The organism is Luteimonas sp. BLCC-B24 (assembly GCF_028550595.1).
Lineage (GTDB): Bacteria > Pseudomonadota > Gammaproteobacteria > Xanthomonadales > Xanthomonadaceae > Luteimonas.
Genome location: NZ_JAQQGN010000003.1, coordinates 327,201 through 350,601 on the forward strand (window position 1 = coordinate 327,201; position 23,401 = coordinate 350,601).

The following is a 23,401-nucleotide window of genomic DNA, read 5'->3' on the forward strand; positions in this document are numbered from 1 at the left end:
CGGCCCGGAGGCCTGATACGACGCCGCCGCCCCGGAAGGCGGCGTCCACGACGGGCGAAAGGCCCGCGCGCAGTTATTTGAGGTTGTCGATCATCCAGTCGACGGCGGCGTGCATCTGCTCGTCGTTGAGCGCCGGGTTGCCGCCGCGCGCCGGCATCACACCGGCGGCGCCGGTGAAGCCCTCGATCGAGTGCCGGTACAGGGTTTCGGTGCCCTGGGCGATGCGGGCATCCCAGTGCTGGTGATCGAGTGTCGGCGCGCCGCCGGCGCCCGAGGTGTGGCAGCCCGCGCAGAGGTTCTGGTAGATCACCGCGCCGTCGAGCGTGCCGCCGTAGGCGGACTGCGCGGCGGCTGCGGCCGCGGCAGTGGCCGCCGCCTGCGCCGCGGCGCCGGTGGCGCCGGCGTACACCGCGCCGACGGGCGCGATCCGCGCTTCGGTGCGCTTGGCCACGTTCGGCGGCGTTTCGGTGGGCACCGACTTGTGCAGGAACCAGGCACCGATGATGAGGCCCAGGGTGACGATGGACAGAAACACCAGCACCAGCGAGAAACGCTTGAGGAATTCGAGATCGTAATTACGCACGAAACACCCTTGGCGGCATGGCCCTCGGCCACAGCTGCGGCCGAGTATACGGGCAGGGTTTCAAGAATGCTGCGGCCACGCGGGCACGGTCGGACCGCGCGGCGCCGCCTCGTGGCCGGGCCTCGGCCGCATGCCTCGGCATGCGCACGACTGCCGCGGCGCCCCCATCGCGCGCGGTGCCGGCGGCCGACGTGCGCTCACGGAACGCGGTCCTGCGACGCGGGCGCGATGGTGGGGGCGCGGAGGCGCGTCGCACGCGGGACATCCGTGCCTGATCGCGCGGCGGCGCGGGCGAGGGGCCACGGCCGACCGAGCGCCGCCCCCGAGGGCCGCAGCGCGTGCGAGGCGAGCCGTGCGCCCCTGCGCGCGCGCCGGCGACGCCTCACATGCCGGCGTAGTTCGGTCCGCCGCCGCCCTGCGGTGCGACCCAGACGATGTTCTGGGTGGGATCCTTGATGTCGCAGGTCTTGCAGTGCACGCAGTTCTGCGCGTTGATCCGCAGGAACGGGCCGTCGGGGCCGTCGAGGTATTCGTAGACCGCGGCCGGGCAGTAGCGCGCCTCGGGGCCGGCGTAGGTCGCCAGGTTCACGTCGACCGGCACCGACGCATCCTTCAGCGTGAGGTGGGCCGGCTGGTCCTCGTCGTGATTGGTGCTCGACAGGTACACCGAGCTCAGGCGGTCGAAGGTCAGCACGCCGTCGGGCCTGGGATAGTCGATCTTCGCGTGCTGCGCCGCCGGCTCGAGGCAGGCGTGATCGGGCCTGTCGCGGTGGATCGTCCACGGCGGCACGCGCATGCCGAGCCTGGGCAGCAGCCACTGTTCGATGCCGGTCATCAGCGTCGCGGTGGTGCGGCCCTTCTTGAACCACTGCTTGAAGTTCTTGGCCTGCGACAGCTCGGCGTGCAGCCAGCTCGACTCGAATGCGGCCGGATACGCGGTGAGCTCGTCGCCGCCGCGGTCTTCGCCGAGTGCGGCGAAGGCGGCCTCGGCGGCGAGCATGCCGGTCTTGATCGCGGCGTGGCTGCCCTTGATGCGACTGGCGTTGAGCGTGCCGGCCTCGCAGCCGACGAAGGCGCCGCCGGGGAACACCAGCTTCGGGATCGACAGCAGGCCGCCGGCGGTGATCGAGCGCGCGCCGTAGCCGATGCGGGTGCCGCCTTCGAGATATTTGCGGATCGCAGGATGCGTCTTGAAGCGCTGGAACTCCTCGAACGGGCTCAGCCACGGATTCCGGTAGTCGAGCCCGACCACCAGGCCGATCGCGACCTTGCCGTCCTCGGCGTGGTACAGGAACGAGCCACCGTAGGTGTCGTCGGTCAGCGGCCAGCCGGCGGTGTGCACCACCAGCCCCGGCTCGTGCTTCGCCGGATCGACCTGCCACAGCTCCTTGATGCCGATGCCGTAGCTCTGCGGATCGCGGCCCTCGTCGAGCGCGAACTTCGCGATCAGTTCCCGGCCGAGCTGCCCGCGCGAGCCTTCGGCGAAGATCGTGTACTTGGCCAGCAGTTCCATGCCGAGCTGGAATTCCGCGGTCGGCTGCCCGTCCTTGCCGATGCCGAGGTTGCCGGTGGCGACGCCGCGCACGCGGCCGTCGTCGGCGTACAGCACCTCGGCCGCGGCGAAGCCCGGAAAGATCTCCACGCCCAGCGCTTCGGCCTGCGTCGCCAGCCAGCGCGTGACCGCGCCCAGGCTGACGATGTAGTTGCCGTGGTTCTTGAAGCAGTCGGGCAGGAAGAACGCCGGCGTGGACTTCGCGCCGGTTTCGTCGAGGAACAGGAATTCATCGCGCGTGACCGCCTGCTTGAGCGGCGCGCCCTTTTCCTTCCAGTCGGGAATCAGTTCGGTGAGGGCACGCGGGTCGATGATCGCGCCCGAGAGAATGTGCGCGCCCGGCTCGGAGCCCTTCTCCAGCACGCACACCGAGACCTCGCGCCCGGCGTCGGCCGCCAGCTGCTTGAGCCGGATCGCGGTCGACAGGCCGCCGGGGCCTGCGCCCACGACGACGACGTCGTACTCCATCGATTCGCGCGGGCCGTGGGTGTCGAGCAGTTCCTGGGGTGTCGTCATCGTTGCCTTGGGCGGTGAGCCTGGGTGACGGGGCGTGCGTCGAGCATCGCAATCGCGATGCGACGGCCGCGTGGGCGTCGGAGTTTAGCGCGGGCCTCGGCCCGCACGGATCAGCGCGGGCGCGCGGGCAGCGGGAACGGCGTGACCACCTTCTCGCCGGATTCGGCGTCGCGGATCGACGACTGGCCCTTGCGCTCCACATCCTCGATCCGCAGCACGCTCTGCATCGGCAGGTGCAGCGTGCGCGTGTCGCGGAACTCTTCGCGCAGGCGTTCCTCGGTCGGATCGACCACCAGCCCCTCGTGCACGTCGAACACCAGATCCGACACCTCGACGAAGCCCCACAGCCGCCCGCTCTCCACCCGCCGCGCGTACAGCGCGTAGATCTTGCCGTGGCTGAGGAAGGTGATCTTGTGCAGGGTCTTGGGGGTCATGGCGCAATTGTAGAAGCCGGGATTGGGGATTCGGGAGGCGGGATTCGAAGACGCTGCATGGAGTCGCTGCTGCAAATCCCCAATCCCGACGCCCGAATCCCGGCCCTCAGTACCCCTTCAGCCGCCGCAGCCGTTGCCCGATCGCATGGCGCGAGAGCAGGGCGAAGACCACGCCGAACAGGAAGCCGGCCACGTGCGCGGCCCAGGCGACGGCGCCGTAGGCCGGGCCGATGTAGGCGAAGAACACCTGCAGCACCGCCCAGATGCCGATCAGCAGCGAGGCCGGGGCGCGCACGAATTCCAGGAACAGGCCCAGCGGCACCACGACGCCGAGCCGCGCGCGCGGGAACAGCGCCAGATACGCGCCGATCAGCGCCGACACCGCGCCGCTCGCGCCGATGATCAGCCGGTCGGGTGCGCCGATCACCAGCACCGCGGCCAGGTTCGCCAGCGCGCCGCCGACCAGGAACAGGAGCAACAGCCGCCAGGCGCCCATCAGCCGCTCGGCCGGCAGGCCGAAGATCAGCAGGAACACCAGGTTGCCGAGCAGATGCGCCCAGTCGGCATGCAGGAACAGCGCCGTGAACAGGCGCAGCCACGGCCCGGGATCGAGCCAGTTCACCTGCACGCCGTCGGTGCCCACCGGCGTGCCGTACAGCGCGCCCCAGTCCAGCAGCAAGGCGTACTGGTCGGTGGCCGAGCGGGTCAGCGCCCACAGGAAGGCTGCCCACAACAGCGCGCACAGCATCGGCACGGCCCAGCGGAACGGGGCCTGGTCGCGGCGTCGGGGAACGGAAATGAACATCGTGGCGGCCATTGTCGGACGGGACGGACGGCGCGGCAAAACCCGGCATGCCGACGCGTGGAAAATGCCGCAGCGCAGCACGGGTCCAGACGGGCACGTACGGTATCATCCGCCCCGCTGCGCGCGTTCGGGAGGGGAATTCCGACAGGCGACGACGACGCAAGGGGGCCTGGTCACGTCCGGCGGAGCAACCACACTCGAAGTTTCAGATGTCTTTTTCGGAGAGAACGCGACACATGGCTACCACCCCCCGCTTCATCCAGTGCACGGCGCTGGCCCTCGGCGTCGCCGGCGCGCTGGCGTTCGCCGGCCAGGCCCAGGCGGCCGGCTTCCAGCTCAAGGAAAACAGCGTCAAGTCGCAGGGCACCTCGTTCGCCGGCACCGCCGCGAAGACCGGCGACAGCTCGGTCGTGACCAACAACCCCGCGGTGATGACCCAGTTCGAAGGCACCACGGTCCAGGCCGACCTGACGGTCATCGACCTCAACTATGAATTCCAGGGCAGCGGCCGCGACGCGCTCGGCCGTCCCCTGAGCGGCGGCAACGGCGGCAACGCCGGCGACGTCACCCCGGTGCCGGCGCTGTCGGTCGTGCACAAGCTCGACAACGGCGTCGCGCTCGGCGCGATGATCAGCGCCCCGTTCGGCCTGAAGACCGAATACGACGCGGGCTGGGTCGGCCGCTACGCCGCGCAGACCTCGGACGTGAAGATCGTCGACCTGACCCTGTCGGGCGCGCTCGACATCACCGACCGCTTCTCGGTGGGCCTGGGCGTGATCGCCTCGCGCGCCGACGTGACCCTGTCGCGCGCGGTCGACTTCGGCGCGCTGCTGGCGCAGTCGGGCGTGCCCGGCTTCCTGCCGCAGAGCGCGGACGGCCTGGCCGAGATCCAGGGCGACGACAACGGCTTCGGCTGGCTGGTCGGCGCGCACTTCCGCCCGACCGACACCGTCGCCATCGGCGTGAGCTACCGCTCCGAGATCGACTACGAACTGCGCGGCACCGCCGACTGGACCGTGCCGGGCAACGCCGCGGCCGTGTTCGGCCAGGTGCGTCCGGGCCTGTTCCTCGATGGTCCCGGCGGCGCCGATCTGACCACGCCGTCGATCCTCAACGTCGGCGCCACCTGGCAGGTCACCGATGCGCTGATGCTGTCGGCCACCTACGCCGAGACCGGCTGGTCGTCGCTGCGCGAAGTGCGCATCCAGTTCGACAACCCGGACCCGGATTCGGTCGAGCCGTTCGAGTGGCGTGACACCTACTTCGCCGCCCTCGGCGCCGAATACGCGCTCAACCCGTCGTGGAAGATCCGTGGCGGCGTCGCGTACGACGAAACCCCGACCAGCCTCGCCCACCGCACCCCGCGCCTGCCCGATGCGAACCGCATCTTCTACTCGGTCGGCGCGACCTGGGCGATGAGCGACGCGTTCGACGTCAACTTCGCCTACACCCGCATCGAGCCGCGCAACCCGCGCATCGACACCACCAGCGGCGGCAGCCGCGTCGCCGGTGGCTTCGACGGCAACGCCAACCTGTTCGGCGTGTCGGCGCAGTACCGCTTCTGATCCGGCGGTCCCGATGCCGGGACTTTGCACGACGAAAAGCCCCGCTTCGGCGGGGCTTTTTCGTTGCGGCCGTAATCGATGCCGGGCCCGTTGCCGCGCCGGCGTCAGCCGGCCCGGACCGCCTGCGCCGATGGCCCCCATTGCGCGCGCACATCGTCCGGCGGCAGCGGCCGCGCGATCCGGTAGCCCTGGATCTGGTCGCAGCCGGCGGCCCGCAGAAAGTCGTGCTGGGCCTGGGTCTCCACGCCTTCGGCCACCACGCACAGGCCGAGTCCGTGCGCCATGGCCAGGATCGCGGTGGTGATGGCCTCGCCGTCGCCGGGAATGCCGCGTACGAAGGTCATGTCGATCTTCAGCGCGTCGATCGGCAGGCGCTGGAGATAGGCCATCGACGAATAGCCCGTGCCGAAATCGTCGATCGCCAGGCGCAGCCCGCGCGCGCGCAGGCGTGCCAGCAGGGCGATCGCGAGGTCGGTCTCTTCCATCAGCACGCTTTCGGTGATCTCCAGCTCGAGGCACGCGGGCGCCAGCCCGTGCGCTTCGAGCAGCGCGTCGATGAAGTCGGGCAGCTGTTCGTCGCGGGTCTGGCGGACCGACAGGTTGACCGCGACGCGCACGCCCTCGAAGCCCGCCTGGCGCCAGGCGGCGAGCTGACGGCAGGCCTCGCGCAGCACCCAGCGGCCGATCGGCACGATGAGGCCGGACTCCTCGGCGAGCGGCACGAACACCGCCGGCGACACCGGCCCCAGCGTCGGATGCTCCCAGCGCAGCAGGGCCTCGACGCCGGTCAGCGCCCCAGTGCGGGTATCGACCTGGGCCTGGTAGTGCAGGGCCAGGCCGTCGGCATCGAGCGCGCGGCGCAGATCGTTCTGCAGACGCACGCGTTCGGCCATCGCCTCGCGCAGCCGCGGGTCGTAGAACGCGACGCGATTGCGGCCGTGGCGTTTCGCCTCGTACATCGCCGCGTCGGCGTTGCCGGCCAGGTCGTGGAACTCGCCGGAGTCCTGCGGATACAGGCTCACGCCGGCGCTGGCGGTGACGTAGAGCTCGTGGCCGGCGATCCGGAACGGCTCGGCGAACTGGGCCAGCACCCGCTGCGCGACCGCATCGGCCTCGGCGGCCGAGGCGATGGGGTGCATCAGGACCGCGAATTCGTCCCCGCCGAGCCGGAACAGCTGGTCGTCGGCACGGATCGCCGAGGCCAGCCGCGTGCCGACCTGTCGCAGGAGTTCGTCGCCGCCGAGGTGGCCCAGCGTGTCGTTGATCTCCTTGAACCGGTCCATGTCCAGCTGCAGCAGCGCATGCCTCGATTGCGCACGCGCATCGCGCGCGCGGTGCAGCGTGGCGTTGAAGGCGTTGCGGTTGCGCTGGCCGGTGACCGGGTCGTGGTGCGCGAGATGGTCGAGCCGCGCCTCGGCCAGACGCATGCGTATCCGCATCCGGCGCAGCAGCGGCAGGCTCAGCGCCAGCGCGACCAGGGCCGCGACCAGGAACGCGCCCGCGAACGCCAGCAGGCGGGTGAACACGCGCTGCAGCGAGACCTCGAGTACGACCGTGCCGAGCGGCGTGCCGGCGTGCTCGATCGGCGCGGTCACCCGCGTGCAGTCCAGGCCGCAGTCACGCGTGCCGTCGGCCGCGCCCGCGGCGACGTAGGTCGCCAGCACGCGGCCGGTCTCGTCCTCGATGCGTGCCGCGCGCACGGTGGACGCCGCGCTGAGCGCGTCGAGCATTTCCGCCGCGACCACGCGGTCGTCGAACAGCACCGCGGCGGCGCTGTTGAGGGCGACGATGCGGGCCTGGGCGTCGGCGTCCTCGACCAGCTCCCGACGCAGGCCGACGAGCTGCAGCAGCGCCAGCACCACGCCGGCCAGCGTCAGCACCAGAACCGAGGCGAGCAGGCTGGAGCGTTCGAAGCTGCGACCCAGGCGATCGGCGCCGATCACAGCACGCGCCTCGCCAGGCGCAGCAGGCGGCTGCTGAAACTCACGCCGGCATGCGCGGCCGCGTCGGGATCGACGTCGAACCGCAGGCGCGTACCGTCACGGCCGAGCGCGACGGCGGTGACCGCATCGGGCAGCGCGCAGCCGTCGCAGACCACCAGGCGTCCCGTCTGCGCCGGCCCGGCCGGCGACGCGGCGGCGCGCACCAGGACATCGCAGCCGGCCGGGGTGTCGCGGGCGGGGCGGAAGCTCAGGCGCCGGTCGGCCACCTGGCGGCCGTCGAGTGTCGCCAGCGCCGCGGACAGGCCGGGGTCGACCGCGGTGCACACCACCAGGGCCTCGCGCCGCGGCGGCGCGTCCCAGCTCGCGAAGCTGATGATGTTGTAGACGAACGCCGCCTTCAGCGCATTCTCGTCCACCTGGGCCAGCGCCGGCGCGCACAGCGCCAGCAGCACGGCGAGCGCCGCGCCCGCCGTGCGCACGCAGCGCCTGGACCGGGAGCCGGAGCGCGCGTGCATCAGAAGCGCCAGAGCACGTCGAGGTGGACCGACCGGCCGCGACCCGGAATCGCGTCGGGCAGGAACTCGGGACCGACCGGGTCGGCGTAGCGGCGGTCGAACAGGTTCTCCGCGCCGAGCGCCACTTCCAGGCGCCCGCCGGGCACGGCCCAGAGCAGGTTGGCATCGGTCACCGTGGCGCCGCCCACGGCGCCGTCGCGGGTGGCCCGGCGCGAGGTGTAGCGGCTGCCGAGCGCGAGCGACAGGCTCTGGCCGATCGGCGCGGTGACGTAGGCCTTGGCCAGATGGCGCGGTGCGTTGATCGGCTGGCCCTGTTCCTCCCAGCCGTGCACGTCGGCGTAGGCGTAGCTCGCGCGCAGCTGCAGCCCGCCGTCCCAGCGGTGCAGCAGGCTCGCTTCGACGCCGGTGCTGCTCGCGGTGGCGGCGTTCTCGAGCGTCAGCAGGTCGCCGTCCTCGACCAGGCTGATCAGATTGCGCAGGCGGTAGTCGTACACCCCGAGATCGACCTGGGTGCGGGTGCCGATCTCCTGGGTCAGCAGCAGCTCGGCGGTGCGGATGCGTTCGGCACCCAGGCCCGGGTTCGCGCGCTGCCCGCCGGGCCCCTGCGCCTCGTAATAGCGCTCGTAGGCATTCGGGGACCGGAAGGCGTGCCCGGCGATGGCCTTGAGCGTCGTGCCGGGGCGCAGGCTGCCGACGAGGGCGAAGCGCGGATTGAGGCGCAGCGTGCCGCCGTTCTCGCCGTCGAGGCGCAGGCCGGTCGACAGCGACCACTGCGGCGTCCAGCTCCATTCGTCGTTGACGTAGACGCCCACGCGCTCGCCGGCCTGATGCGAGTCGAAGTACACCTCGCGCGGGTCGACGTCGAAATTGCGCTGGTCGACGTCGCGCTTGACCACCAGTTCGACGCCGGCCGCGATCACGTGGCCGTCGAACGCGCGCGTGACCACGCCCGACTCGAGCGCCAGCGAGCGGCCGCGGGCGACGTCGCGGTTCATGACGTCGTAGACGTAGTCGCCGACGTAGCGGAAATCGAGCAGACGGCCCTGCACGTAGCCCTCGGTGGTCGACGACAGGGCGCGCGTCCAGTCCACGCCGAGCAGTGCCCAGCGGTCGTCGATCTGCGCGCCGGGCGCCCCGAACACCTGTCCGTAGTTGGCGGTGGGAATGTCCTTGATGCGCTGGCCCGCGATCAGCGACAGCTTGAGATCGCCCTGGCGATGGCGGACGAACAGCCGGTGCGCGCGCATGCCGTCGAGTCCCCGGGCCACGCCGTCGCTGCCGTCGTCGGCATACACGGGCAGCGCGAGATCGGTGCCCGCGCTGCGCGTGACGTCGGCCGACAGCAGGGTCTCGCCCGCCGTGCCGCGTGCGGCGACCGACGCGCGCACGGCGCGGCTGCCGTGGCTGCCCACGATCGTGTCCACCTCGCCCCGTCCGATCGAGCCCGCATCCCGGGTCATCACGTTGATGACGCCGAAGAACGCGTTCGAGCCGTACAGCGCCGAGCCCGGACCGGGGACGTATTCGATGCGCTCGATCAATTCCACGTCGAGCGGAAACTCCCAGCCCACCGGCGCCTGGCTGTAGACCGGATCGTTCATCCGGTGGCCGTCGATCAGCAGCAGGAACCGCGTGCCGAAATCGCCCGGCCGCAGGATGCCGCGGGCGCCGAGGTAGCTGTATCCGCGATCGTTGCTGACGTGCAGGCCCGGCAGGCTTTCCAGGGCCTGGGCCAGGGTGCGCCAGCCGTGCCGGCGGATGTCGTCGGCGGTGATCACGCGCACGGCCGACGGCGCCCGGCTGGCCTTCTGCTGGAAGCGCGAGGCCGTCAGCACGTCCATGTCGAGCAGCTGTTCCAGCGGAATCGCGGTCAGGTCGGCCGCGCCCGGCTGGGCCAGGGCGCCCGTCGCGGCGGCACACAGGCACACGGCGCACAGACGGGCGAGGCGGCGGGGCACCGGCGCCGGGGACGGGTGCGTGCGGAACACTGAGGGCATGTCGGTCGGATCGCGTTGGGCGGGCTCGCCCTCGGCTCCGGTATCGGCGCCGGGGGGCCGTTCTTGACCGGCGCCCGCCGCGCAGTCAGGTCCGCGCCCGGTGTCAGCTGGCGGCGAGCCGCGCCAGCAGCCACGCCCAGGCAGGCAGGGTCAGCAGCGACAGCAGGATGCTGTAGCCCACCAGGGCGGCGGTCAGTCGCGGCGCGAGGCCGGCGGAGATCGCCAGCGCCGCGGCGGTGATCATCGTCGGCATCGCCGCCTCCAGCACGTTCGCCTGCAGCATCGTGCCGCTCATGCCGAAGGCCCAGGACAGCGGCAGTGCGATCGCCGGCATCACCAGCAGCTTGAGCACCACGCCGGTGGCCAGCGGGCGCAGCTCGTCGCGCGGCATGCGCAGCCGGATCGACAGGCCGACCGCCAGCATCACCATCGGCAGCATCGCACCGGCGACGGTGCGCAGGCCGTTGTCGATCCATGCCGGCGGCTGGGCGGGCATCAGAGTCAGCGCGAACGCCAGCGCCCACAGCGGCGGGAACCGCAGCATGCGCGCGAGGATCTGCCGCGCCGGTGGGGGCGTGTCGCCGGCATAGCGTGCGATGACGGTCAGGCCGAACGTCGACAGCAGCACGAAGGTGCCGAACTGGTCGTAGACCACGGCGTAGGCCACCGCCTCCTGGCCGAGCAGGGCGCCGATCATCGGATAGCCGATGAAGCTGCTGTTGCACAGCGCCACGCACAGCACCACCACGCCGGTTTCGTCCCGACGGAAGCGCAGCAGGCGCGCGAGCGGCCAGACCAGCAGCACGGTGGCGACGGCCAGCAGCCAGGGCGTCGCCGCCAGGCCGATCAACGCCGGATCGAACCGCAGCGACGGCACGTGCACCAGCACCGCCGCCGGCAGGCAGACCAGCAACACCACGCGGTTGAGCACCTCGGCCGCGCTGTCCGGCAGCACGTCGAACCGTGCGAACAGCATGCCCAGCGCGAGCATCGCGAGAATCAGGGCGAAGGCGTCGAAAGCCACGGGGCGTCAGGCACTCGAAGGAACGCGGGGCGACGACGGTCGCGCGGCGGACGGCGCACGGCCGCCCGCCCGCGGGCGGGTCAGTCGACCAGGGTCAGCAGCGAGGCGTTGCCGCCGGCGGCCGTGGTGTTGATGGTCACGGTCTTCTCGGTGGTGAAGCGGGGCAGGTAATGCGAGCCGCCGGCCTTGGGGCCGGTGCCCGACAGGCGCTGGCCGCCGAAGGGCTGCACGCCGACGACGGCGCCGATCTGGTTGCGGTTGACGTAGACGTTGCCGACCCGCGCACGCGCGGTGATGGTCTCGACCGTCTCGTCGATGCGCGAGTGGATGCCCAGGGTCAGGCCGTAGCCGGTGTTGTTGATCGCGTCGATCACCGCCTCGAGCTCGTTGGCCTTCCAGCGGATCACGTGCAGCGCCGGGCCGAAATTCTCGCGCTGCAGCTGCGACAGCGACTGCAGTTCCCAGGCGCGCGGTGCGAAGAAGGTGCCGTGCGCGGTGGCGTCGCCGACCGGCGTGGTCGCGATCAGACGCGCGTCCTTCGCCATGCGCTCGGCGTGCGCGTCGAGCATGCGCAGCGCATCGGCATCGATCACCGGGCCGACGTCGGTCGACAGCAGGGCCGGGTCGCCGACGGTGAGTTCGCGCATCGCGCCGGCCAGCATCTCCAGCACCTTGTCGGCGATGTCGTCCTGCACGAACAGCACGCGCGCGGCCGAGCAGCGCTGGCCGGCCGAGGTGAAGGCCGAACCCAGCGCGTCCTTGACCAGCTGCTCGGGCAGGGCGGACGAGTCGGCGATCAGCGCGTTCTGGCCGCCGGTCTCGGCGATCAGCGTGCCGATCGCACCGTCGCGTGCGGCGAGCGCGCGGTTGATCGCCAGCGCGGTCGCGTTGGAGCCGGTGAACACGACGCCGGCCACGCGCACGTCCGAGGTCAGCGCCGCGCCGACGGTGGCGCCGTCGCCCGGCACGTACTGCAGCACGGCTTCGGGCACGCCGGCTTCGTGCAGCAGCCTGACCGCGGCATGGCCGACCAGCGTGGTCTGCTCGGCGGCCTTGGCGATGACCGTATTGCCCGCAACGAGCGCCGCGGCGATCTGGCCGGCGAAGATCGCCAGCGGGAAGTTCCACGGGCTGATGCAGACGAACACGCCGCGGCCCGAGAGCTGCAGGCTGTTGGATTCGCCGGTCGGGCCCGGCAGCGCCTCGACGATGAACAACCGGCGGGCCTCGCCGGCGTAGTAGCGCAGGAAGTCCACCGCCTCGCGCACTTCGGCCACGCCGTCGGGAATGGTCTTGCCGGCCTCGCGGGTGCACATCGCGATGTATTCGGGCATGCGGGCCTCGAGCAGGTCGGCGGCGTGCTCGAGGATCGCCGCGCGCGAGGCGGCGGGCATCGCGTTCCAGTCGGCATGGGCGTCGGTCGCATTGCGCAGCGCCTGCTCGACGGTCGCCTCGTCGGCGGCCTGCCACTGGCCCACGCGCACGCGGCGGTCGGCGGGGCTGGTGACCTCGAACGTCTCGCCGCGGCTGGTCGCACCCGGCACCAATGGACCCGCGGTCCACGGGCCGGCATGGGTCTGGATCTGTTCGGCGAGTGCGGCGAGCTGCGCGTCGTTGGCGAGATTGACGCCCATGGAGTTGCTCCTGTCGTGCGACTGGCTGCGGTAGAGGTCGACCGGCAGCGGAATGCGGGGATGGGGAATGGATTCGAAGCCGGACACCAGCTCGACCGGATCGCGGATCAGGTCGTCGATCGCGACGTCCTCGTCGCTGATCCGGTTGACGAAGCTGGAGTTCGCGCCGTTCTCGAGCAGGCGCCGCACCAGGTACGGCAGCAGGTCCTCGTGCGAGCCGACCGGTGCGTACACCCGGCAGGGCACGTCCAGCCGGTCGGCCGGGATCACTTCGGCGTAGAGGTCGTCGCCCATGCCGTGCAGCTTCTGGAACTCGAACGGATGGCCGCCGGCGCGCGCCCCGAGCAGGCGCGTGCCCATGCGGTGCACCGCGGCGATGGTGTGCGCGTTGTGGGTGGCGAACATCGGATAGATCGCATCGGTGGCCGACAGCAGGCGGCGCGCGTTGGCGAGATAGCTGACGTCGGTATTGGGCTTGCGCGTGAACACCGGATAGCCCGGGTGGCCGTCGACCTGGGCGCGCTTGATCTCGCTGTCCCAGTACGCGCCCTTGACCAGGCGCACCGGAATGCGGCGCCCGTGGGCACGGGCCAAGGCGGCGATCCAGTCGATCACGAACGGGGCGCGCTTCTGGTAGGCCTGCACGACGATGCCGAAGCCGTCCCAGCCGACCAGCGACGCGTCGGACCAGGCAGCCTCGATGACGTCGAGCGAGAGTTCCAGCCGGTCGGCTTCCTCGGCGTCGACGGTCAGGCCGATCCGGTAGCCCTTCGCGCGCTGGGCCAGGTCGAGCAGACGCGGCGCGAGTTCGGCCAGCACGCGTTCGCGCTTGGCGTGTTCGTAGCGCGGGTGCAGCGCCGAGAGCTTGACCGAGATCGACGGCGCGGTGATCGCGTCCTCGAACGACCCCGCGCCATCACCTCGGCGATGGCTGGAGTTTCCGATCGCGTCGATCGCGTCGCGGTAGGCCTTGAGATAGCGGTCGGCATCGGCCTGGGTCAGCGCGGCCTCGCCGAGCATGTCGAACGAATAGCGATACGCGGCGTTCGCGCCCTTGCGCGAGCGTGCGAGGGCCTCGCCGATCGTGCGGCCCATGACGAACTGGTGCCCCATGATCCGCATCGCCTGGCGCACCGCGAGCCGGATCACCGGCTCGCCGACGCGGCCGATCAGGCGCTTGAACGCGTTGTGGACGTCGCGCTTGGTGTCGTCCGCCAGGTCCACCAGATGCCCGGTCAGCATCAGGCCCCAGGTGGAGGCGTTGACCAGCACCGAGTCCGACTGGCCCATGTGCTTCTTCCAGTTGGCCTCGCCGAGCTTGTCGCGGATCAGCGCATCGGCCGTGTCCTGGTCCGGAATGCGCAGCAGCGCCTCGGCCACGCACATCAGCAGCACGCCTTCCTCGCTGCCGAGGTCGTACTGCTGCATGAAGGCCTCGATCGCGCCCTGGTGCTGCGCGCGCGCGCGGACCCGGCGCACCAGATCGGCCGCGGTGGTCTGGATCGCGGCGCGGTCGGCCTCGCTCCAGTCGGCGCAGGGCTGGCGCGCCTGGCCGAGGAGATCACGCACATGGGCGCTTTCGTCCCGGGTCCATGCCGCGGTGATGGCCGCGCGCAGCGACGGAAGGGAGGCCGCCTGGGGGGCGGGCGACGGGCTGGCGTTCAAGAGGAGGCGACCGGCAGTGACAGAAGCGGAATTCTAGCCTGCGCGTCGCGGTCCGACTGTGCCGCGCGCGGCGTCTGCCGGGCCGTCCGCCGGGGCCCCGCGCCGGCTTCGCCGCCCATGGCGCGCTGCAGCACGGATCTGTCAAGAGGGCGAGGCGCCATGCGGCTTGCCCCTGCCGTTCGCCGACAGCTACCATTCATTGGTTATTCGCAGTACGCCGCCGCTCCTGCGTATGCCGCTTCCGGGCTCGTCCCGGGCATGGATCGGACGCGTTCCCGCCAGACAACGCCAGCGCAGGCATGGGGTCCGATGTGAAGCAAGCCGGTCGTTTCAAGCAGTGGGTGGGGGGCGTGGCCGCACTGGTGCTGTCCGCGAACGTCGCGGCGCAGTCCGCCGATCCGCACCGGTGGCAGCTGAACATGGGCAAGGGCGTCACCGCCTCGTCCCAGCACGCCTACGACGCGCACATGCTCGCGCTGTGGATCTGCGTGGCCATCGGCGCGCTGGTGTTCGGCGCGATGGCGATCGCGATGTTCCGCTTCCGCAAGTCGCGCGGGGTCACGCCGGCGACGTTCACCCACAACACCACGGCCGAGATCATCTGGACCGTCGTGCCGATCATCCTGCTGGTGATCATGGCGGTGCCCGCCACGCGCAAGCTGATCGCGATGTACGACACCCGGGACGCGGCGATGACCGTCAAGGTCACCGGCGTGCAGTGGATGTGGCACTACGAGTACATGGGCGAGGACGTCACCCTGACCAGCCGCCTCGACCGCGAGAGCGACCGCCTGCGCCAGAACCGCGGCACCACGCGTGCCGAACTCGACGCCCACGGCCACTATCTGCTCGACGTCGACAACCCGCTGGTGCTGCCCACCGACACCAAGATCCGCTTCGTGGTGACCGCCGACGACGTGATCCACTCCTGGTGGGTGCCGGCCTTCGGCTGGAAGCAGGACGCGATTCCGGGCCTGGTCAACGAGGCCTGGACCGAGATCCTCGAGCCCGGCGTGTACCGCGGCCAGTGCGCGGAGCTGTGCGGCAAGGACCACGGCTTCATGCCGATCGTCGTGCGCGCCGTGCCGCCGGCGGAGTTCGCCCAGTGGCTCGCCGCCGAGAAGGCGAGGAACGCGCCGGCCACCCCGGCGCCGGCGCCCACCGAGGCGGCACCGGTCGAGCCCGCCGCGGCCGCCGATGACGCCACCGCGCAGTCTCCTTCCGCCCCCGCCGCGCCCGCGGCCGGCTGATCGCTTCGAGGTCCACCGCCCATGTCGACGACTACCGCCACAGCCGACGCGCACCACGACGATCACGGCCACGCCCAGGGCTTCGTGCAGCGCTGGTTCTTCTCCACGAACCACAAGGACATCGGCACGCTGTACCTGCTGTTCTCGTTCGTGATGTTCATCATCGGCGCGGCGATGAGCGTGGTCATCCGCACCGAGCTCGCCGCCCCCGGCCTGCAGCACGTCAGCCCGGCGTTCTTCAACCAGATGACCACCATGCACGCGCTGGTGATGATCTTCGGCGGCGTGATGCCGGCCTTCGTCGGCCTGGCCAACTGGATGATCCCGCTGCAGATCGGCGCGCCGGACATGGCGCTGCCGCGCATGAACAACTGGTCGTTCTGGATCCTGCCGTTCGCCTTCACCCTGCTGCTGGCCACGCTGTTCCTGCCCGGCGGCGGCCCGGCCGGGGGCTGGACCCTGTACCCGCCGCTGTCGCTGCAGGGCGGCAGCAACGTGTCGCTGACGATCTTCGCCATCCACATGATGGGCATCAGCTCGATCATGGGCGCCATCAACGTCATCGCGACGATCCTCAACATGCGTGCGCCGGGCGTGGACCTGCTGAAGATGCCGATCTTCTGCTGGACCTGGCTGATCACCGCGTTCCTGCTGATCGCGGTGATGCCGGTGCTGGCCGGCGCGGTCACGATGCTGCTGACCGACAAGTTCTTCATGACCTCGTTCTTCAACGCCGCCGGTGGCGGCGACCCGGTGATGTACCAGCACATCTTCTGGTTCTTCGGGCATCCCGAGGTCTACATCATGATCCTGCCGGCGTTCGGCATCGTCTCGGAGATCATCCCCACCTTCAGCCGCAAGCCGCTGTTCGGTTACCAGGCGATGGTCTACGCCACGGCGGCGATCGCGTTCCTGAGCTTCATCGTCTGGGCCCACCACATGTTCACCGTGGGCATGCCGCTGGGCGGCGAGATCTACTTCATGTTCGCGACCATGCTGATCTCCATTCCCACGGGCGTGAAGATCTTCAACTGGGTGTCGACGATGTGGCGCGGCGCGCTGACGTTCGAGGCGCCGATGCTGTGGGCGGTGGCGTTCGTGATCCTGTTCACCATCGGCGGCTTCTCGGGCCTGATGCTCGCGATCGTGCCGGCCGACTTCCAGTACCACGACACCTACTTCGTGGTCGCGCACTTCCATTACGTGCTGGTGACCGGCGCGCTGTTCTCGATCATCGCGGCCGTCTATTACTGGTGGCCGAAGTGGACCGGACGCATGTACAGCGAGTTCTGGGCCAAGGTGCAGTTCTGGTGGACGATCGTGTTCGTCAACCTGCTGTTCTTCCCGCAGCACTTCCTCGGCCTGGCCGGCATGCCGCGGCGCATCCCGGACTACAACGTGGTGTTCGCGGACTGGAACCTGATCAGCTCGGTCGGCGCGTTCGGCATGTTCGTCACGCCGTTCATGATGTTCGCGATCCTGCTGCACTCGAAGCTGCGCGGCGCGCCCGCCGCGGCGCGCTCGTGGGAAGGGGCCAAGGGCCTGGAGTGGACGGTGCCGTCGCCGGCCCCGCACCACACCTTCGCCAAGCCGCCGATCCTCAAGCCCGGCGATCTCGCCCACGACGACATCAGCCACTGAACCCCGCGGAGACGATGCAGGCCACGATGCCCACGCCCGACGCCAATGACGACCTCGTCGCACGCCGCCGGCGCGCACGTCGCACGGCGATCGTGGTGGCGGTGATCGCGGCCGCGATCTACGCCGGCTTCGTCCTGCGCGGGGTGCTGCTGTCGTGAGCGGGGCGCCGCACGTGCCCGAGCAGCAGGTCGACAGCCGGCCGGCGTCGAAGACCTTCGGCATCGGCACGCTGGTCGGCATCTCGATCGTCGCGTTCGCCTTCACGTTCTCGCTGGTGCCGCTGTACCGCATCGCCTGCGAGAAGGTGTTCGGCATCCGTCTCGAGAACAGCGCCGCGAGCGCGCCGGCCACCAGTGCCACACCGGCCGAGCGCTGGGTGACGGTGGAGTTCGACGCCACGGTGAACTCGCGGCTGCCGTGGTCGTTCCGCCCCAACGAGACGCGCATGCGCGTGCAGGTAGGACAGCAGTACGAGACCACGTATTACGCGCACAACGACAGCAGCGCACCGGTGGTCGGCAGCGCGACGCCGTCGGTGGCGCCGGCGCGCGCGTCGGGCTTCTTCCAGAAGACCGAATGCTTCTGCTTCACCGCGCAGACGCTCGAGGCCGGTGAAACCCGCGACATGCCGGTGCGCTTCATCATCGATCCGTCGTTGCCGCCCGACGTCAACACGGTCACGCTGTCGTATACCTTCTTCAAGAACGATGTGCTGACCTCGCGCCTGGCCGCGCAGGGCACGGCCGCCCCGGGGCGCGCCGGTCCGGCCGCGGCGCCGTGATCCGCCCATCCTCCCTTTGAACCGCGCCCGAGACACGGACATCGCCATGGCCCACGTCAAGCCCGCTCCGCACGACCCCGACGTCTACTTCGTGCCGCACGACAGCAAGTGGCCCTTGTTCGCGTCGGTCGCGCTGTTCCTCACGATGCTCGGGCTGGCCACCTGGTTCAACGAGGTGAGCTGGGGACGGCCGATGTTCTTCGTCGGCGCGGCGGTGCTGGCGCTGATCCTGTTCAAGTGGTTCGCCGACGTGATCCTCGAATCGGTGTCGGGCTACTACAACAGGCAGGTCGACCTGTCGTTCCGGATGGGGATGGTGTGGTTCATCTTCTCGGAGATCATGTTCTTCGCCGCGTTCTTCGGTGCGCTGTTCTACGCACGCACGCTGGCGCTGCCGTGGCTGGGCGGCGAGGGCAGCGGCGCGATGACCAATGCGGTGCTGTGGGACGGCTACAGCGCCGCCTGGCCGACGTCCGGACCGGGCGAGGTCGGTGGTGTGTTCCAGACCATCCCGGCCTGGGGCCTGCCGCTGCTCAATACGCTGATCCTGCTGGCCTCGGGCGTGACGATCACGATCGCCCACCATGCCCTGCGCGGCGCGCGGCGGACCCAGCTGCTGGTGTTCCTCGGCGCGACGATCCTGCTCGGCTGCGTGTTCCTGTTCTTCCAGATCGAGGAGTACGTCCACGCCTATCGCGATCTCAACCTCACGCTGGGCTCGGGCATTTACGGCTCGACGTTCTTCATGCTGACCGGCTTCCACGGCGCGCACGTGACGCTGGGCACGATCATGCTGATCGTCATCTGGCTGCGCTGCTACAAGGGTCACTTCACGAAGGAAAACCACTTCGCGTTCGAGGCGGTGGCCTGGTACTGGCACTTCGTCGACGTGGTCTGGCTGATCCTCTTTCTATTCGTCTACGTCGTCTGACGACGTGGATGAAGTGATGGGTGATTTGTGATTGGTGATTCGCAAGAGCCAACGCTCGCGCGATCCGCCGTTCCCAATCACGAATCACCCATCACCAATCACAGCCACACCGGATCCGGACGGCAGCGTCAGCCGTAGACTCCATGCGGCCGGATCCATCCCATCGCGACCGCCAGCAGCACCAGGGCGATCAGGACGACCGACAGGCCGATGCGGCGTGTCAGCGCCTTGACCGTCCGGTCGCTCTGCCCCTTGTCGGTCAGCATGTAGTAGAGGCCGGCCCCGAGGTTCCAGAGAATCAGGAGCACGAAGCCGATGATCAACAGCGTCTTGAGCGAATCGTTCATCACCATGGCGGACTCCGTGGCGCGCGGGACGTGAGCGGAGTATCGCAGTGCGCCGGGGGGGATGTGTGAGTCCCCGCACCTCGCGCATCGTCGGCTGGACACTCGCCCTCGTCGTGATCCTGGTCTGCGCCTCGCTCGGCCGCTGGCAGCTCACGCGCATGCACGACAAGCGCGCCATGCTCGATGCGGTCGCCGCGGTGCTCGAGGCGCGCAGCGCCGTGCCGCTCGCGCGCGCCGCCGATGCCGACCGGGCCCGCGCCTACGACTGGGCGGCCGGGCACGGGCGGTTCGTCGAGGGACGGCCATGGGTGCTCGACAACCAGATCCGCGAGGGGCAGGCCGGGCTGAGAGTCTTCCGGCTGTTCGTGCCCGATGACGGTCTGCCGCTGCTGGTGGATCTGGGCTGGACACCGATTGTCGAGCGCGCAGGTCGCCTGCCGTCGCCGGCGATCGTCGCGGGCGACGGCCTCGCCGGCGCGTCCATGACGGTGCGGGGCCTGCTGATGCCGCCGCCGTCGAGCGGACTCGCCCTGGGCCCTGCGGTCAGCGCGGGTGACGTGTTCCTGATGACCCGCGTCGACATGCAGGCGATCGGAGACGCGGCCGGCGTCGGTCCCCTGGCGCCGCGCGTGCTGCGTCTCGATCCCGAGCTCCCGCTCGGGCAGACGCGCGATCTCGACATCCTGCCCAATACCCTGCCGCCCGAAAAACATCTCGGCTACGCCGTGCAGTGGTTCGGCCTCGCACTGGCCGCGCTGGTCGTCGCCCTCGTCCTCAGCTTCCGGAGCGCCCGTCGATGAGCGCCGAACGTCCCCATGCCCGGCGCGACCGCAACCGCGCCCTGCTGGTCCTGATCGTCGTGCTGTTCCTGGGCAGCGCCCTGGTGGCGGGCGCGTTGCGGTTTTCCGGCTGGCGTCCGTCCGGCATGCAGAACAAGGGCGAACTGCTCGATCCACCGGCCGACCTGCGCGAACTGTCGCCCCGAGTCGTCGACGGCGAGGCCTACCTCTGGCGTCCGGTCGAACGGCGCTGGCGCATCCTCGTGGCGCCGCCCACGGGTTGTGCGGCCGCCTGTGTCGACGTCGCCCGCGAGCTGGATCTGGTGTGGCAGCTGTTCGGCCGCAACGCCGACCACGTCGACATCCTCTGGCTCGGCGACGTGCCCGACGGCGCGGTCCGTAACTCCGCCTGGCGCGTGCTCGAAGCTGACCCGGCGCTGCGTGCGGCCCTGCCGCGCGTCGACGGCGGCCCCGGCGAAGCGGACAATGGCGTCCCCGCCTACGTCGTGGACCCGAACGGGTTCGTGATCCTGCGCTACGCCCCCGGCTTCGACCCCGGGCACCTGCGCGCCGACATGGCCCGGCTGCTCAAGCTCAGATGATGACCCAGACCCCTCCCGCGCACGGCAGTGCGTTCCGCCCGGCGGTCCACCGCCACTTCCACCGCATCGCCTGGCTGGCTGCGGCGCTGACGCTGTGCGTGATCGTGTTCGGCGCCTTCGTGCGCCTGTCCGACGCCGGCCTCAGCTGCCCTGACTGGCCCACCTGCTACGGTCGCGCGGCATGGCCGCAGGCGGCCGAAGAGGTGGCCGACCATGCGGCCACCGCGATCCGCGTGCTGGAAACCGACAAGGCCTGGCGCGAGCAGGTGCACCGCCACCTCGCCGCCGTGCTGGGCGTGTTCGTGCTGGTGCTGGCGCTGATCGCGGCGCGCCGCCGCCGGTACGGCATCGCCCAGGTGATCGGCGCCTCGCTGCTGGTGGCGCTGGCGATCCCGCTGTACATGGCCGGCCACGTGATGTCGGCGCTGGCGATCGCCGCGCTCGGCGAGGCGATCCTGCTGCTGGCCGCGCTGCGCTGGTCGAACGTGGACCTCGCGCGCGCCGCGGCGCTGACGCTGGCGGTGGTGATCTTCCAGGCGCTGCTCGGCAAGTGGACGGTGACCCTGCTGCTCAAGCCCGTCATCGTGATGGGCCATCTGCTGGGCGGCATGCTGACGTTCTCGCTGCTGCTGTGGATGGCCTGGCGGGCGACGGTGCAGCCGATCGTGCTCGTCCAGGCGGGCGTGCTGCGGCGCTGGGCGATCGCAGCGATCGCGCTGGTCGGCGTGCAGATCGCGCTCGGCGGCTGGGTCAGCGCGAACTACGCGGCGCTCGCCTGCGGCGCCGGCGGCTGGACGACCGAGGTGCACCATTACATCGACTTCCCGAAGTGCGTGGGCCAGTGGTGGCCGGCGGCCGATTTCCGTGAGGGCTTCGTGCTGTGGCGCGGCGTGGGCGTCGATTACGAAGGCGGCGTGCTCGACGGTCCGGCGCGGATCGCGATCCAGCTCGCGCACCGGGTGATGGGCGTCGTGGTGTTCGTGGGCCTGCTGGCCTTCGCCGCGCGCCTGCTGCGCACGCCGGGCCTGCGTGCCTGGGCGGTGGCGCTGGCGCTGCTGACCTGCGCGCAGGTCGCGCTGGGCATTCTCAACGTCAAGCTGTCGCTGCCGCTGTCGGTCGCGGTGATGCACAACGGCGGCGCGGCCCTGCTGCTGTTCGTGCTGGTGTCGTTGCTGGCCCGGCTCAAGCGGCCGGACTGACATGGCGCACATCGCCAGCCAGTACTGGGAACTGACCAAGCCCCGCGTCGTCGCCCTGATCGTGTTCACCGCGCTGGTGGGCATGTTCCTCGCGGTGCCCGCGCTGCCGCCGTGGCGCGAAAGCGTCTTCGGCCTGCTCGGCATCTGGCTGGCGGCGGCGTCGGCGGCGGCGATCAATCACCTGATCGACCAGCGCATCGACAAGGTCATGGCGCGCACCGCGAACCGGCCCCTGGCGACCGGCACGCTGCGGCCGGTGCAGGTGCTGGTGTTCGCACTGGCGCTGGGCGCGCTGTCGATGGCGATCCTGGTGCTGCTGGTCAACGTGCTGACCGCCGCGCTCACCTTCGCGTCGCTGATCGGCTACGCCGTCATCTACACCGGCTTTCTCAAGCGCGCGACGCCGCAGAACATCGTCATCGGCGGCATCGCCGGCGCGGCGCCGCCGCTGCTCGGCTGGTCCGCGGTGACCAACATGCAGGGCCAGTGGGACTGGGCGCATGCGCTGCTGCTGGTGCTGATCATCTTCGTGTGGACGCCGCCGCATTTCTGGGCGCTGGCGATCTTCCGCCGCGAGGACTACGCGCGCGCGCTGGTGCCGATGCTGCCGGTCACCCACGGCGTGGCGTACACGCGCTGGCAGATCCTGATCTACACCGTGCTGCTGGTGCTGATCACGCTGCTGCCGACCGCGATCGGCATGAGCGGGCTGTTCTATCTGGGCGGCGCGGTGGTGCTGGGGCTGGTGTTTCTGTGGTACGCGTGGCGCCTGCTCGATCCGCCGGACGAGTTCTTCGCGATGCGGATGTTCAATTACTCCGTCGTCTACCTGATGGCCCTGTTCGCGTTCCTGCTGGTCGACCACTGGCTGCTGCCGTGGTTGCCGGGCGCGGGCGCCGTGGCCGGCGGTCTGGAGTGGCAGCGGCTGGACTGATCCATCGGCTGCGACCGGCGCGCGCTGCGCCGGTCGTGCCACGAGGCCGTTCGCGACCGCGCAGTGTGCTCAGCTCTGGATGTCGGCTACCGCCGCATCGGCGCTCGGCACGTGCAGGCAGGCGTCGGGATCACCGTCGAGCCCGGCCGGCATCTGGCAAGCGCGCGGGGCGAAATCCAGCGTGGGCTGCCAGCCGAGCTTGGTGTCCGGCCGCAAGGCCACCTCGACGTCGACGTCGTGCACGACCACGCGCGCACTGCGGTCCGCGCCGCCCGTCCGCTGCCAGCCGTCGAGGGCCATCGCCAGCGTCGGATCGAGCAGGCGGTTGTCGTCCAGCAGCGTGCGGACATGATCCAGCGCGAGTGCGTGCTCCCCGGCGGTGCCGCTGGGTTCGATGTTGACGCTCGTCAGCAGGCCGTCCTGCTGGCGGAATGCCACGCGCGCGGCCGGCACCGTGAACTGGCGGCCGTCGGGCAGGCGCAGCGTGACCTGTCGCGGCTGGGCGACGGCGTGCTCGGCGGCCAGGGTACCGCTGCGCGTCGGCCAGGCCAGGTCCACCTGTTCGGCGACCGGCGCCGACAGGTCGATGTGCAGCGGCTTGACCAGGGTTGGCGGCGTGTCGATCTTCGCGCAGGCCGAGAGCAGGGTGCCCGTCAATGCGGCGGCGAGCACGGGAAGGCGGAAGCGGATCGATGTCATGGGAG

The 23,401-nt window shown here is 70.5% G+C and carries 21 protein-coding genes; 10 read left to right on the top strand and 11 right to left on the bottom strand.

Annotated elements, in window-relative coordinates; genetic code table 11:
• Window positions 1–73: 73 nt before the first annotated feature.
• The 4 genes from PQS31_RS09340 to PQS31_RS09355 all read right to left on the bottom strand — a co-directional run bounded on the left by PQS31_RS09340 (window position 74) and on the right by PQS31_RS09355 (window position 3,890).
• Complete coding sequence (locus PQS31_RS09340) at window positions 74–583, bottom strand: c-type cytochrome (protein WP_272762440.1); 510 nt, start codon at window positions 581–583, stop codon at window positions 74–76.
• Between the two features lie 382 nt (window positions 584–965).
• A complete protein-coding gene (locus tag PQS31_RS09345) occupies window positions 966–2,651 on the bottom strand; it encodes an electron transfer flavoprotein-ubiquinone oxidoreductase (RefSeq protein ID WP_272762441.1) in 1,686 nt (561 codons plus the stop codon).
• Between the two features lie 110 nt (window positions 2,652–2,761).
• The gene (locus PQS31_RS09350) at window positions 2,762–3,085 is read right to left on the bottom strand and encodes a DUF1820 family protein (RefSeq protein WP_272762442.1); all 324 of its coding nucleotides are present in this window, start codon (window positions 3,083–3,085) and stop codon (window positions 2,762–2,764) included.
• Between the two features lie 106 nt (window positions 3,086–3,191).
• The gene (locus PQS31_RS09355; protein ID WP_272762443.1) at window positions 3,192–3,890 is read right to left on the bottom strand and encodes a rhomboid family intramembrane serine protease; all 699 of its coding nucleotides are present in this window, start codon (window positions 3,888–3,890) and stop codon (window positions 3,192–3,194) included.
• Window positions 3,891–4,126: 236 nt separating this feature from the next.
• Between PQS31_RS09355 and PQS31_RS09360 the strand changes: the two genes are divergently transcribed.
• Entirely contained in the window at window positions 4,127–5,455 is a 1,329-nt protein-coding gene (locus PQS31_RS09360) for an outer membrane protein transport protein (RefSeq protein ID WP_272762444.1), read from the top strand.
• Between the two features lie 104 nt (window positions 5,456–5,559).
• Here PQS31_RS09360 and PQS31_RS09365 read toward each other — a convergent pair whose 3' ends face one another.
• The 5 genes from PQS31_RS09365 to putA form a co-directional block, all read right to left on the bottom strand.
• Window positions 5,560–7,398, bottom strand: a complete 1,839-nt coding sequence (locus tag PQS31_RS09365; RefSeq protein ID WP_272762446.1) for an EAL domain-containing protein — start codon at window positions 7,396–7,398, stop codon at window positions 5,560–5,562.
• Window positions 7,395–7,877 (bottom strand): YfiR family protein, encoded by a 483-nt coding sequence (locus PQS31_RS09370; RefSeq protein ID WP_272762447.1) that lies wholly within the window; start codon window positions 7,875–7,877, stop codon window positions 7,395–7,397. Before PQS31_RS09370 ends, PQS31_RS09365 begins: the two co-directional genes overlap by 4 nt.
• A gap of 35 nt (window positions 7,878–7,912) precedes the next feature.
• Window positions 7,913–9,910, bottom strand: coding sequence for a TonB-dependent receptor (locus PQS31_RS09375; protein ID WP_272762448.1), 1,998 nt, complete (start codon window positions 9,908–9,910; stop codon window positions 7,913–7,915).
• Window positions 9,911–10,013: 103 nt separating this feature from the next.
• Complete coding sequence (locus PQS31_RS09380) at window positions 10,014–10,934, bottom strand: AEC family transporter (protein WP_272762449.1); 921 nt, start codon at window positions 10,932–10,934, stop codon at window positions 10,014–10,016.
• An 80-nt stretch (window positions 10,935–11,014) separates the two neighbouring features.
• Window positions 11,015–14,233, bottom strand: coding sequence for a bifunctional proline dehydrogenase/L-glutamate gamma-semialdehyde dehydrogenase PutA (putA, locus tag PQS31_RS09385; RefSeq protein WP_272762450.1), 3,219 nt, complete (start codon window positions 14,231–14,233; stop codon window positions 11,015–11,017).
• Window positions 14,234–14,574: 341 nt separating this feature from the next.
• Here putA and coxB point away from each other — a divergent pair, with 341 nt between their 5' ends.
• From coxB to PQS31_RS09410, 5 genes are read left to right on the top strand one after another with little or no spacing between them, the layout of a single operon-like run.
• A complete protein-coding gene (coxB, locus tag PQS31_RS09390) occupies window positions 14,575–15,483 on the top strand; it encodes a cytochrome c oxidase subunit II (protein WP_272762527.1) in 909 nt (302 codons plus the stop codon).
• A 21-nt stretch (window positions 15,484–15,504) separates the two neighbouring features.
• Window positions 15,505–17,124: a cytochrome c oxidase subunit I gene (ctaD, locus tag PQS31_RS09395; protein ID WP_272762452.1), complete on the top strand. Its 1,620-nt coding sequence runs from the start codon at window positions 15,505–15,507 to the stop codon at window positions 17,122–17,124.
• A gap of 26 nt (window positions 17,125–17,150) precedes the next feature.
• Complete coding sequence (locus tag PQS31_RS09400) at window positions 17,151–17,282, top strand: hypothetical protein (protein ID WP_272762453.1); 132 nt, start codon at window positions 17,151–17,153, stop codon at window positions 17,280–17,282.
• Window positions 17,279–17,905: a cytochrome c oxidase assembly protein gene (locus PQS31_RS09405; RefSeq protein ID WP_272762455.1), complete on the top strand. Its 627-nt coding sequence runs from the start codon at window positions 17,279–17,281 to the stop codon at window positions 17,903–17,905. The genes PQS31_RS09400 and PQS31_RS09405 overlap by 4 nt, the downstream gene beginning before the upstream one ends.
• Window positions 17,906–17,951: 46 nt before the next feature.
• A complete protein-coding gene (locus PQS31_RS09410) occupies window positions 17,952–18,836 on the top strand; it encodes a cytochrome c oxidase subunit 3 (protein WP_272762456.1) in 885 nt (294 codons plus the stop codon).
• A 128-nt stretch (window positions 18,837–18,964) separates the two neighbouring features.
• Here PQS31_RS09410 and PQS31_RS09415 read toward each other — a convergent pair whose 3' ends face one another.
• Window positions 18,965–19,183 (bottom strand): twin transmembrane helix small protein, encoded by a 219-nt coding sequence (locus PQS31_RS09415; RefSeq protein WP_272762528.1) that lies wholly within the window; start codon window positions 19,181–19,183, stop codon window positions 18,965–18,967.
• Between the two features lie 65 nt (window positions 19,184–19,248).
• On the opposite strand from PQS31_RS09415, the gene PQS31_RS09420 reads away from it, so the two are divergent.
• From PQS31_RS09420 to cyoE, 4 genes are read left to right on the top strand one after another with little or no spacing between them, the layout of a single operon-like run.
• Window positions 19,249–19,983: an SURF1 family protein gene (locus PQS31_RS09420; RefSeq protein WP_272762457.1), complete on the top strand. Its 735-nt coding sequence runs from the start codon at window positions 19,249–19,251 to the stop codon at window positions 19,981–19,983.
• Entirely contained in the window at window positions 19,980–20,564 is a 585-nt protein-coding gene (locus PQS31_RS09425; protein ID WP_272762458.1) for a hypothetical protein, read from the top strand. The genes PQS31_RS09420 and PQS31_RS09425 overlap by 4 nt, the downstream gene beginning before the upstream one ends.
• Window positions 20,564–21,763: a COX15/CtaA family protein gene (locus PQS31_RS09430; RefSeq protein WP_272762459.1), complete on the top strand. Its 1,200-nt coding sequence runs from the start codon at window positions 20,564–20,566 to the stop codon at window positions 21,761–21,763. Before PQS31_RS09425 ends, PQS31_RS09430 begins: the two co-directional genes overlap by 1 nt.
• Before the next feature lies 1 nt (window position 21,764).
• Complete coding sequence (gene cyoE / locus PQS31_RS09435) at window positions 21,765–22,697, top strand: heme o synthase (RefSeq protein ID WP_272762460.1); 933 nt, start codon at window positions 21,765–21,767, stop codon at window positions 22,695–22,697.
• A gap of 69 nt (window positions 22,698–22,766) precedes the next feature.
• Here the strand turns inward: cyoE and PQS31_RS09440 are convergent, their stop codons facing one another.
• On the bottom strand, window positions 22,767–23,396 hold the full coding sequence (locus PQS31_RS09440) for a hypothetical protein (RefSeq protein WP_272762462.1): 630 nt from the start codon (window positions 23,394–23,396) through the stop codon (window positions 22,767–22,769).
• Window positions 23,397–23,401: the final 5 nt, after the last annotated feature.

Excerpts from the sequence above, each read along its gene's own strand:
- PQS31_RS09355 (WP_272762443.1), bottom strand. The coding sequence starts at position 3,890 with ATGTTCATTTCCGTTCCCCGACGCCGCGACCAGGCCCCGTTCCGCTGG.
- ctaD (WP_272762452.1), top strand. The coding sequence starts at position 15,505 with ATGTCGACGACTACCGCCACAGCCGACGCGCACCACGACGATCACGGC.
- PQS31_RS09410 (WP_272762456.1), top strand. The coding sequence starts at position 17,952 with ATGGCCCACGTCAAGCCCGCTCCGCACGACCCCGACGTCTACTTCGTG.
- PQS31_RS09440 (WP_272762462.1), bottom strand. The coding sequence starts at position 23,396 with ATGACATCGATCCGCTTCCGCCTTCCCGTGCTCGCCGCCGCATTGACG.
- PQS31_RS09415 (WP_272762528.1), bottom strand. The coding sequence starts at position 19,183 with ATGAACGATTCGCTCAAGACGCTGTTGATCATCGGCTTCGTGCTCCTG.
- PQS31_RS09400 (WP_272762453.1), top strand. The coding sequence starts at position 17,151 with ATGCCCACGCCCGACGCCAATGACGACCTCGTCGCACGCCGCCGGCGC.
- PQS31_RS09345 (WP_272762441.1), bottom strand. The coding sequence starts at position 2,651 with ATGACGACACCCCAGGAACTGCTCGACACCCACGGCCCGCGCGAATCG.
- cyoE (WP_272762460.1), top strand. The coding sequence starts at position 21,765 with ATGGCGCACATCGCCAGCCAGTACTGGGAACTGACCAAGCCCCGCGTC.
- PQS31_RS09375 (WP_272762448.1), bottom strand. The coding sequence starts at position 9,910 with ATGCCCTCAGTGTTCCGCACGCACCCGTCCCCGGCGCCGGTGCCCCGC.
- PQS31_RS09430 (WP_272762459.1), top strand. The coding sequence starts at position 20,564 with ATGACCCAGACCCCTCCCGCGCACGGCAGTGCGTTCCGCCCGGCGGTC.
- PQS31_RS09350 (WP_272762442.1), bottom strand. The coding sequence starts at position 3,085 with ATGACCCCCAAGACCCTGCACAAGATCACCTTCCTCAGCCACGGCAAG.
- PQS31_RS09425 (WP_272762458.1), top strand. The coding sequence starts at position 19,980 with ATGAGCGCCGAACGTCCCCATGCCCGGCGCGACCGCAACCGCGCCCTG.
- PQS31_RS09360 (WP_272762444.1), top strand. The coding sequence starts at position 4,127 with ATGGCTACCACCCCCCGCTTCATCCAGTGCACGGCGCTGGCCCTCGGC.